10 protein-coding genes are annotated in these 9,846 nt (G+C 70.3%); 7 read left to right on the forward strand and 3 right to left on the reverse strand.

Features of this window, described 5'->3' with window-relative positions:
* Positions 1–7: 7 nt before the first annotated feature.
* Together ACWCOV_RS22820 and ACWCOV_RS22825 are read left to right on the forward strand one after the other, a co-directional pair.
* Positions 8–1,564 (forward strand): AMP-binding protein, encoded by a 1,557-nt coding sequence (locus ACWCOV_RS22820; RefSeq protein WP_449831309.1) that lies wholly within the window; start codon positions 8–10, stop codon positions 1,562–1,564.
* The gene (locus tag ACWCOV_RS22825) at positions 1,557–2,168 is read left to right on the forward strand and encodes a TetR/AcrR family transcriptional regulator (protein ID WP_449831310.1); all 612 of its coding nucleotides are present in this window, start codon (positions 1,557–1,559) and stop codon (positions 2,166–2,168) included. Before ACWCOV_RS22820 ends, ACWCOV_RS22825 begins: the two co-directional genes overlap by 8 nt.
* Here the strand turns inward: ACWCOV_RS22825 and ACWCOV_RS22830 are convergent.
* Positions 2,141–2,872 carry an AraC family transcriptional regulator gene (locus ACWCOV_RS22830; RefSeq protein ID WP_449831311.1) on the reverse strand — a complete coding sequence of 244 codons (732 nt, stop codon included), beginning with the start codon at positions 2,870–2,872 and terminating at the stop codon, positions 2,141–2,143. The two genes, ACWCOV_RS22825 and ACWCOV_RS22830, sit on opposite strands and share 28 nt — an antisense overlap.
* Before the next feature lie 55 nt (positions 2,873–2,927).
* Between ACWCOV_RS22830 and ACWCOV_RS22835 the strand changes: the two genes are divergently transcribed.
* Entirely contained in the window at positions 2,928–3,110 is a 183-nt protein-coding gene (locus tag ACWCOV_RS22835) for a hypothetical protein (protein ID WP_449831312.1), read from the forward strand.
* 26 nt (positions 3,111–3,136) lie between these two features.
* On the forward strand, positions 3,137–4,054 hold the full coding sequence (locus tag ACWCOV_RS22840) for an MFS transporter (protein ID WP_449831318.1): 918 nt from the start codon (positions 3,137–3,139) through the stop codon (positions 4,052–4,054).
* Position 4,055: 1 nt separating this feature from the next.
* Here ACWCOV_RS22840 and ACWCOV_RS22845 read toward each other — a convergent pair whose 3' ends face one another.
* The gene (locus ACWCOV_RS22845; protein ID WP_449831313.1) at positions 4,056–6,290 is read right to left on the reverse strand and encodes an NACHT domain-containing protein; all 2,235 of its coding nucleotides are present in this window, start codon (positions 6,288–6,290) and stop codon (positions 4,056–4,058) included.
* Positions 6,291–6,418: 128 nt separating this feature from the next.
* On the opposite strand from ACWCOV_RS22845, the gene ACWCOV_RS22850 reads away from it, so the two are divergent.
* Positions 6,419–7,882, forward strand: a complete 1,464-nt coding sequence (locus ACWCOV_RS22850) for an MDR family MFS transporter (protein ID WP_449831314.1) — start codon at positions 6,419–6,421, stop codon at positions 7,880–7,882.
* 25 nt (positions 7,883–7,907) lie between these two features.
* Positions 7,908–8,927: a GNAT family N-acetyltransferase gene (locus ACWCOV_RS22855; protein WP_449831315.1), complete on the forward strand. Its 1,020-nt coding sequence runs from the start codon at positions 7,908–7,910 to the stop codon at positions 8,925–8,927.
* Here ACWCOV_RS22855 and ACWCOV_RS22860 read toward each other — a convergent pair.
* Positions 8,924–9,373: a MarR family winged helix-turn-helix transcriptional regulator gene (locus ACWCOV_RS22860; RefSeq protein WP_449831316.1), complete on the reverse strand. Its 450-nt coding sequence runs from the start codon at positions 9,371–9,373 to the stop codon at positions 8,924–8,926. The genes ACWCOV_RS22855 and ACWCOV_RS22860 overlap by 4 nt on opposite strands.
* A 47-nt stretch (positions 9,374–9,420) precedes the next feature.
* On the opposite strand from ACWCOV_RS22860, the gene ACWCOV_RS22865 reads away from it, so the two are divergent.
* Positions 9,421–9,825 carry a MarR family winged helix-turn-helix transcriptional regulator gene (locus ACWCOV_RS22865; protein ID WP_449831317.1) on the forward strand — a complete coding sequence of 135 codons (405 nt, stop codon included), beginning with the start codon at positions 9,421–9,423 and terminating at the stop codon, positions 9,823–9,825.
* Positions 9,826–9,846 lie beyond the last annotated feature (21 nt).

The raw sequence follows: 9,846 nt of genomic DNA on the forward strand, positions 1-9,846 counted from the left end.
ATCCCCGATGATCATCACCAGCGAGTTCCCGCCTGTCGAGATCCTCGACGTCCCGATCCACGACGCCGTTCTCGGGCGAGCTCAGGAGTACGGCGACCGGACGGCCCTCGTGGACGGTGTGACCGGCAAGGAGATCAGCTACGCGCAGCTCGACGGGATGAGCCGCCGGGTGGCCGCCGGCTTCGCGGAGCTGGGCATCGAGCACGGCGACACGATCGCGCTGTACAGCCCGAACACGATCCTCTACCCGGTCGTCTTCTACGGCGCCACCCGCGCCGGCGCGACCGTGACGACGGTGAACGCGCTCTACACCGCGGACGAGCTGCACAAGCAACTGGTCGACTCCAAGGCGAAGCTGCTGGTCACCATCTCGCTGTTCCTCCCGGCGGCGACCGCCGCGATCGAGGGCACCGACGTGACCGAGATCTTCGTCTGCGACAGCGCCGAGGGCTACCGCTCGGTGATGGAGCTGGTCGCCTCGACCGGCCCCGAGCCGGAAGTCACCATCGATCCCGCCAACGACGTCGCCGTACTGCCGTACTCCAGCGGTACGACGGGCGCCGCGAAAGGCGTGATGCTGACGCACCGGAACATCTCGACCAACATCGCCCAGGCCGAGGTGATGATCAAGCTCGACGAGGACGAGCGGATCATCGCGATCCTGCCGTTCTTCCACATCTACGGGCTGACCGTGCTGATGAACCTGCCGCTCCGGCTCGGCGCGACGGTCGTCGTCCTGCCGAAGTTCGACCTGGAGCAGTTCCTGACCACGCTCGACCAGCAGAAGATCACCCGGGCGTTCGTCGCGCCGCCGGTGGTGCTGGCGCTCGCGAAGCACCCGGCTGTGGACGGGGTGGACCTGTCGGCGCTGAAGTACGTGATGTCGGCCGCGGCGCCGCTGGACGGTGAGCTGGCCGAGGCGTGTGCGAAGCGGCTCGGGTTGCACGCCGTACTGCAGGCCTACGGGATGACCGAGCTGTCGCCGGGCACGCACTCGGTGCCGCAGGACGACCAGGAGCCGCCGCCCGGCGCCGTGGGCAAGCTCTTCCCGTCCACCGAGATGCGGCTGGTCGGTGCTGACGGCAACGATGCGGACGAGGGCGAGATCTGGATCCGCGGTCCGCAGGTGATGAAGGGCTACCTGGGCCGGCCGGCCGAGACCGACGCGACCATCGACCCGGACGGCTGGTTGCACACCGGCGACATCGGGCGGATGGACGAGCGCGGGTACCTGTACGTGATCGACCGGGTGAAGGAACTGATCAAGTACCACGGGTACCAGGTGCCGCCGGCCGAGCTGGAGGCGGTGCTGCTCACCGACGACCGGATCGCGGACGCGGCGGTGATCGGGGTGCAGGCCGACGGCAACGAGGTGCCGAAGGCGTTCGTGGTTCCGATGCCGGGGGTGGAGCTGACCGAGGCGGACGTGATCGAGTACGTGTCGGCGCGGGTGGCGCCGTACAAGAAGATCCGGCAGGTGGAGTTCATCGAGGCGGTGCCGAAGGCGGCCTCGGGCAAGATCCTGCGGCGTGAGCTGAGGGCCCGCGAGGCCGCGCGTGAGTGAGGCCCTCAAGGAGCCCCAGCAGGACCGCAGCCGGGCCACCCGGCAGCGGCTGCTCGAGGCGGCCGTGGAGTCACTGGCCGAGGTCGGGTACGCCGCGACGACGGTGTCGGTCGTCGCGGCCCGGGCCGGGGTTTCGCGGGGTGCGGCGCAGCACCACTTTCCGACCCGGGCGGATCTGTTCGCGGCGGCGGTCGAGTACATGACCGAGGTGCGGCTGGCGGAGATCCGGGCACAGGCCGCGGCGCTGCCCAGTGGGCCCGGACGGACCGAGGCGATCGTGGGGATGCTGGCGGACGTCTACACCGGGCCGCTGTTCCGGGCTGCGCTGCACCTGTGGGTGGCGGCGTCGACCGAGGAGGCGCTGCGCCAGCAGATCGTCGGGCTGGAGGCGCATGTCGGGCGGCAGGCGCACCGGGCGCTGCTGGAAGTGCTCGAGGTGAGTGAACGGACTCCTGGGGTGCGGGAGACCGTGCAGGGCGTGCTGGACATGGCACGCGGGCTGGGGCTGGCTGACCTGCTTTCGGACGACGGTGCCCGGCGGCGGGGGATTGTGCGGCAGTGGAGCCGCATCCTGGATCAGGCGCTGCGTGAACCGGGGGTGTGACCGAACGCGCGTCGGAAGGTGTCGATGAACGCACTGGTCGACGCCCAGCCGCACTGGTGAGCCACTCGGGTCACGGACTCGCCACTTGCTAGCAGGCGCAGGGCGTTGTGCAGCCTGAGCTCGGTGCGCCATTGCGGAAAGGTCATGCCGAGGTCCGTCTTGCACAGACGGCTCAGCGTGCGTTCGCTCGCGCCGACCTCCCGGCCGAGCTCGGTCAGCGTCCTGTTGTCGGCCGGGTCGTCCTGCAGCAGCTTGCAGACTGCGGCAAGTCGTGGATCGCGTGGAGTGGGGAGGTAGGTGGGCCGCTGTGGTGAGCGCCGGAGCTGATCCAGCAGTACGGCGTGCAACCGGTCTCGCTCAGGTGGATCGCTTTCGAGAGTCGTGTACGTGAGGATCAGCTCTCGGAGCAGCGGGCTGACAACCAGGGCCGAGGGCGAGTGCAGGTCCAGCGGGTTCTCGGTGAGGCCGACGGTGTGGAGGTCCGTTTCGCCGTACGCGCGGTGTTGGTGGAGGGTGCCGGCCGGGACCCAGATGGCTCGGTTCGCCGGAGCGATCCAGCTGCCGGCATCGGTGGTCACCGAGAGGACGCCGCGACCGGCGTACACGATCTGGTGCTGCTCGTGCCAGTGCGGGTCGATGCCGCCACCCGCCGGGATCTCCAGGGTCCCGGTGTTGGCTGGACGGCGTTGGCGGATTTCCGGCATAGGTTGGCATTTTATCGGAAGCCGGACAGGTGGTCCGCGGCCGAGGATCGATGATGTGCGGAGACTTCCACCGATCGGGCTGATGGCGATCGGTCACGCCTGCGTGGATGTGTACCAGGGCGCCGTACCCGCGCTGGTGCCGTTCCTGGTCGCCGAGCGCGGCCTCGGGTACGTCGCGGTGTCGGGGATCACGCTGGCCGCGACGCTGCTGTCGTCGGTGGTGCAGCCGGCGTACTGACCGATCGGCGGCCGCTGGCCTGGCTGATCCCGGTCAGCATGACGACCGCGGGGCTCGGGATCGCGCTGCTCGGGGTCGATGACTCGTACTTGCTGAGCTGGCTGGCGGCAGCGCTGTCCGGGCTCGGGGTCGCGGCCTACCACCCGGAGGCGGCGCGGATGGCGCGGGCGGTGAGCGGTGGCAGCCATGTCGGGATGAGCTGGTTCTCGGTCGGCGGGAACGTCGGGTTCGCGCTGGCGCCGGTGCTGGTCACGCCGATCATGGCGGTCGGCGGACTGGCGTGGACACCCGTGCTCGTCGTACCGGCTCTGGTCGGCGCGGTGATCACCACGCTGGCCGTTCGGTCTGGCGTGTCGAGGGTGGCGGCGAGCCGGATGGACCGTCCCGGGACCGACGACTGGTCCTCGTTCCTGCGGTTGTCGGCGATCATGGTGTGCCGGTCGATCGTGTTCGTCGGGCTCGGCACCTTCATCGCGCTGTACGCCGGTGAGCGGGTCGGCGGCGGTACGACGACAGGCGGGGCGGCGTTGTTCGTGCTGTTCGCGGCCGGCGCGTTCGGCACGCTGCTCGGCGGGCGGTTCGCGACCCGGTACGGCCGGGTCCGGACGCTGCGGACGTCGTACGGCGTCGCGGTGCCGGCGATCGCGGGTCTGGTGTTCGTCCCCGGACCCTTGTTCTTCGTCTTTCTCGCGCTGACCGCGGTCGCGATGTCGATCCCGTTCTCGCTGCACGTCACGCTCGGCCAGGACTTCCTGCCCGGCCGGGTCGGCACGGCCGGCGGCATGACGCTCGGCCTGGCGGTGAGCATCGGCGGCGTCGCGACCCCGATCCTCGGCACGATCGCCGAGCACTCGTCACTGCGCCTGGCCCTGTCCACGCTGATCGCACTGGCCCTGACCAGCTGCCTGATCGGCCACTTCCTCAACGAACCTGCCCCGGAGTGATCTAGCCGCGTTGGGCGATGCGGCGGTCTACCTTGGCGGCCAGGTCGTTGGCTGAGCACTCGGCGAGGTGGTCGCGGACGAGCAGGTGGATGAAGGAGTACTCGCCGGGGCCGGTGCGGGCGAGGACGTAACGGTCGGCGGCGTAGCGGAGGAAGGCGCGGCGGCGCCACGGGAGGTAGCCGGTCCAGCGGAGGAGGAAGTCGTGCAGGAGGCGGGACAGTGGTCCGGCGAAGACGGGCGGGCGCCGGCGCCAGGCCTTGGCCGCGATCGTTCCGACCACTACGCCGGCCACCGCTTCCAATCCGGCTGACGACAGGTCGGCGCCGAGGACGGCTGCGAGCAGGATGCCGGCCAGGCCGCCGGCGATCACCCAGGGGTCCATCCGCCAGGCGGGTCCGGTGCTCGGGTGGACCAGGTGGTCGGTCGGCAGCGACTTCACCACACGGATGCCCTGGGCAACCATCAGGCCGATGGCGAGACCGGTCGCGAAGGCCTCGGGCGCGTCACCGAGGGTGAGCGCGAGCCACCCGCCGACGACGACCACGGCGAGCCGGACCGCGAGCAGCAGCCGGCGCCGGTTGTCGTGGAACACGATCAGCTCGACCGTGTACGACGCACCGATCGCCAGCGCCTCGACAGTGAGCGCCACCCAGACCGGTAGCAGCTCGACCAGGCCCATGGCGGCGACGATGAGGATGACTGTGACCGCCGTACCCGTGACGAGGGTGAGGGCCAGGAGGGATCCCCACTGCGGCCTTGGACCGGTGGGCTTCTGCCATGGGTGCGGCCGGAGGTGCACGAGAAGCAGCGCGGCTGCAGCCACGGCTAGTCCGGCGAGGACGCCGTACTGCGCGACTGTGGCGAGTGTGGCGCCGGCGGCGAGCGCTGCGAAGAAGGCGGGTAGGCAGACGGCGTGGGCGAGGTAGTCCACCTCCGGCAGCGGGAGTCCGTACCACCCGTTGGGCGTGAGCCACCTTGGTACGGCGGTCCGGTCGCCGGCACGCTCTCTGGTCCACCAGGCCAGGCACCACAGGGAGCGTACGGCGGTGCGGGAGTCGTACTGCCGACTGGCCGAGCGGTCCCGGGCCAGCACCTCGGAGATGTAGGTGTCGAACAGCTCGCGGCGCAGGTCGGCGACATCGCCCGCGACGACCTCCTCCGGGGCTCGGCCCTGGTAGGCGAGGATCATCACGTTCAGCATGAGCGGGGAGTTGACCAGTTCCCACAGCTCGTCGTCCTGCTCGATCGCCGCGCGGGCACCGGCCAGCTCTGGTCCGACGGTCGCGAAGTAGTCGAGGACCTGTTGGCGGGTGAGCGGTCTGATGTGCACAGCGCCGTACAGGCTGAGCTGGTTGGGCAGCAGCTCGTAGTCCTGGGTCCGGCAGGTCACTGCGATCTTGCCGACCAGGTAGCGGCGGCGCAGCTCCTCCAGTACGGGCGCGAGCTTGTCGCGGTGCGGCTTGGCGATCTCGTCGAGGCCGTCGAGGAGGAGGGCGAGACGGCCGCGTCTTAGCCAGCTGCGGCCGACCGCGGGCGGGATGCCGTACCTGAGGTTGAGCTCGCCGAGCAGCCAGCGGACGAAGCCGGCCAGGTACGGGCTGTCGAGTGGGTCGTCATCGGCGCCACGAGACTGGTGGGCCTGCCAGCTGGCCAGGTCGATCAGGACCGGGATCGGTTTGTTCTCGTCCGCGTGCGCCTGCGTGGAGAGCGTGCGGGCGAGCTCCAGGAGCAGCGTGGTCTTGCCGGCTCCCGGTGCGCCCAGGATGAGCATGGAGTCCTGGAGCTGGTCGAAGACGGCGGCGATGTCCTGGTCGTCGGGGACTTGCTGGGGTGTGCTGTCGAGCGGCTGGACCAGGAGGTCGTACGGGCGGACCACAGCCTCGGGGCGTTCGTCGACGGCCAGTGCGATGCGGGTGCGGGACGCCAGGGAGCCGGCTACACGTTGGGAGAGATAGCGGTCGACGCGGGCCAAGGCGTTGGGGCGGTTGCGTGGCTGGTCGGCGGAGCGGCCGGAGACGGTGGGCAGGCGTCGGCTGCGGAACTCGAACAGCGCGGTGACGATGGCGATCAGCCAGAGGATGCCGATCAGGGGCCAGGTCCAGCCCGCGTACGGGGCGAGGAAGCCGGGGGCGGTTCCGCCGGTGCCGACGTTGATCGCGACCGGCAGCAGCACCACCGTCAGCGAGACGGTGACCACGAGCACGACAGCCCGCACCACACCGTCCCGGATCCTCACCCCCCGGAGCGTAGCCGCGCCGCAGCCCACCGTGCGCACAGCCCTGCGCGCCGTCTTTCCAACGATGGTCCAGTTGGTGGTCAGGGGCTCTGTAAAGGTTTGCTCATGACGGTAGGTTGGCGTTTGTCATGACTACTGAGGGGATCGACCGGGCGGCGGGGGTCGGGCTTCGGTCGGAGCGGGGGCCGATCCTGCTCGCGGTGATGCTCAGCATCGGCCTGGTGGCGATCGACGCGACCATCCTCGCGACCGCCGTACCCTCCGTCGTCGACGACCTCGGCGGCTTCACGCAGTTCCCGTGGCTGTTCTCGATCTACCTGCTCGCCCAGGCCGTCTCGGTGCCGATCTACGGCAAGCTCGCCGACCTGCGCGGCCGGAAGCCGATCATGCTGCTCGGGGTCGGACTGTTCGTGCTCGGCTCGATCCTGTGCGGGTTCGCCTGGAGCATGCCGGCGCTGATCGCGTTCCGGCTGATCCAGGGCCTCGGCGCCGGCGCGATCCAGCCGATCGGGATGACGATCGTCGGCGACATCTACACGGTCGCCGAGCGGGCCAAGGTGCAGGGCTACATCGCCAGTGTCTGGGGCATCTCGTCGTTCGTCGGACCGACGCTGGGCGGGCTGTTCTCCGACTTCGTCTCGTGGCGCTGGATCTTCTTCGTGAACATCCCGCTCGGCCTCGCCGCGGCCTGGGTGCTGACCCGCCGCTTCGAGGAGAAGGTGGCCCGGCAGGCCCGTCACCAGATCGACTACCCGGGCGCGATCCTGCTCGCGGTCGGCGGTTCACTGCTGCTGCTCGGCCTGCTCGAGGGCGGCGTGATGTGGGACTGGGACTCCACCCCGAGTGTCGCGATCCTGGCCGTGGCCGCCGTACTGCTGGTTGTCTTCGTCCTGGTCGAGCGTCGCGCCGCGGAGCCGGTCCTGCCGTTGTGGGTGCTCGGCCAGCGCGTCCTCAACTCGGCGAACTCGGCCGCGCTGCTGATCGGCGTGCTGATGATCGGCCTCTCCACGTACGTCCCGCTCTTCGCGCAGGGAGTGCTGGGTACGTCGGCTCTCGTCGCCGGCTTCGCGCTGGCCGCGATGACGCTGGGCTGGCCGATCGCGGCCTCGCTCGCCGGCCGGATCTACCTGCGCGTGGGCTTCCGCACGACGATGCTGATGGGCTCGCTGATCGTCGTCGTCGGAGCCGCGTTGCTCCTCACGGTCGACTCCGGCAGCGCCGTACTGCACCTGGCTGCGGCCTGCTTCGTGATCGGGCTCGGTCTCGGCTTCTCCGCGTCGCCTTCGGTGGTGGCCGCGCAGTCGTCCGTCGCGTGGCAGACCCGCGGTGTGGTGACCGGCGCCAACATGTTCGCTCGCTCGGTCGGCAGCGCGGTCGGTGTCGCGGCCTTCGGTGCGGTAGCCAACGGCGTGGTCGCCAGCCGACTGGGTGACAGCCACGCCGACCTGGAGACGCTGCCGGGCGACGTGCTCGCTCCCGCCATCCACGACGTCTACTACGGAGCCGCCGCGGCCGCTGTACTCCTGGTGGTGGCCGTCGCCTTCATGCCCAACCGCATCACCGAGCAACCGCTCGGCACGATCACCGACTGAGATCCGGCCGGTCTAGGTTGGCTGTATGCGCTCTGTTGACTGTGTGGCCGGGCTGATCCAGGACGAGCAGCATCGCGTGTACGTCCAGCGGCGTACGGCGGAGCGGCGCCTGTTCCCGGGGATCTGGGATGTTGTGGGCGGGCACCTGGAGGCGGGAGAGACGCCGGAGCAGGCGCTGCGGCGTGAGGTCGAGGAGGAGACCGGCTGGAAGGTCCGGGACATCGTCTGGACCATCGCCGACTGGGAGTGGGAGTACGAAGGCCGGGTACGGCGTGAGCTCGACTACCTCGTCACCGTCGACGGAGACCTCAGCCGGCCACGACTCGAAGAGGGCAAGCACGACGCGGGCGCCTGGGTCGGGCCGGACGACCTCGAGCTGATGATGGTGAACCGGACCGACGGCGACCGCCGGCTGCGCGACATCGTGGCGTACGTGGTCCGCACCCGGTTCACCGACCGCCTCCGCCTCGAACCGCTGACCGGTCCAGGCGAGGTCCTGCCCGGACATGCCACGGACCTGGTCGCGCTGCACGCCGACCCGTGGGTCGCTCATTGGTACGCCGAGACCCTGTCCGAGGAGGACGCCGTACGGCGAGCAACCGAGGCGCAGGCCCGTTGGGAGGCCGACGGTGTGCAGAAGTGGATGGCGTACGAGCGTGACAGCGGAGCGCTCGCCGGACGGGGTGGCCTGTCCCGGATCCCGGCCGACGCCCCGGTGACCGCGGCCATCAGCGACCTGGTCGGACCGGACTGGGCGACCGGCCGGCTGGAGCTCGGGTGGGCACTCGCCGCGCCGGCGCGTGGCCGTGGGCTGGCGACCGAGATCGGGCGTGCCGGGTTGGACTTCGCCTTCCGCACGCTGCAGGCCACGAAGGTGATCGCGTTCACCGAGCGGCACAACCTGGCGTCTCGCGCGGTCATGGAACGCCTCGGCATGACCTACGCCGGTGAGATCACCGCAGAGGGCCTGCTCGAGGGCACCTCCGAGGTCCGACCGGACGCACCTTTCGCGGTGTACGTCACCGGACCCGAAGCGGACATCTAACGGTCCAGCGCGGTCACGAAGCGGCTCAGGAGGTCTGCGAACGTCTCCCGCTCGCGGTCAGTCCAGTCCGCCATCGCCTGACCGAACCGCTCGCGCCGGTACTCGTGCACCCACTCCAGCTGCCGTCGCCCGTCCTCGGTGAGCACCAGGTTCGTACGGCGGCCGTCCGCCTGGTCGGCCTCCCGCCGTACCAGGCCTGCCGAGACCGCGGCGGCGACCAGCTTGCTGGCCCGCGGCTGGTCCACACCGAGCGCGGCCGCGACCCCGCTGACGCCGATCGGGTCCGGTCCGGCCGCTTCGAGCGCGTCGAGGACCTCCTGGACCGGATCCGGTCCACCGGACTGCACGGCGATGGTACGGCGGGTCTGCCGCCGCCGGACCGCGATCATCGCCGACTCCACCACGGCCACCGGATCCGGGTTGTCCACAGTCAACTCCTTGTCCACAGCCCGAACTCTTGGCCACAGCCTGATCGAGATATATGTTCAATGACATGTATATGTCAGCTGACAACAAGCCTATCGGGTGGTGGCTCAAGGAGGTGGACCGCCTGCTGGAGGCCTCGTTCGAGCGGCTGCTCGCCGCGGACGGGCTGAACCGCCGGCAGTGGCAGGCGCTGAACGCGGCCGCCGGCCCGGAGCCGATCGCGGTCGCGCTCGCGCCGTTCCTGACCGGCGGACCGGACGAGCTGAGCGCCGCCGTCGACCCGCTGACCGCACGCGGCTGGCTGCTGGACGGGCGCCTGACGGCCGCGGGTCAGGCTGCGCTGGACGGGCTCAGGGACAAGGTCCGGGCGCAGCGCGAGCGGGTGACGGCGGGTATCACCGGCGCGGAGTACGCGGCGACGATCGGCGTACTGCAGAAACTGGCCGGCAATCTGAGGGGCTCCGTTGTGTGACCGCCCAGGCGCGGCGGTCAC

The sequence above is a fragment of the Kribbella sp. NPDC002412 genome, from assembly GCF_053592935.1.

Bases quoted from the DNA above. Each gene is read 5' to 3' on its own strand.
- ACWCOV_RS22820 (WP_449831309.1), top strand. From the start codon at position 8: ATGATCATCACCAGCGAGTTCCCGCCTGTCGAGATCCTCGACGTCCCG.
- ACWCOV_RS22830 (WP_449831311.1), bottom strand. From the start codon at position 2,872: ATGCCGGAAATCCGCCAACGCCGTCCAGCCAACACCGGGACCCTGGAG.
- ACWCOV_RS22850 (WP_449831314.1), top strand. From the start codon at position 6,419: ATGACTACTGAGGGGATCGACCGGGCGGCGGGGGTCGGGCTTCGGTCG.
- ACWCOV_RS22855 (WP_449831315.1), top strand. From the start codon at position 7,908: ATGCGCTCTGTTGACTGTGTGGCCGGGCTGATCCAGGACGAGCAGCAT.
- ACWCOV_RS22865 (WP_449831317.1), top strand. From the start codon at position 9,421: ATGTATATGTCAGCTGACAACAAGCCTATCGGGTGGTGGCTCAAGGAG.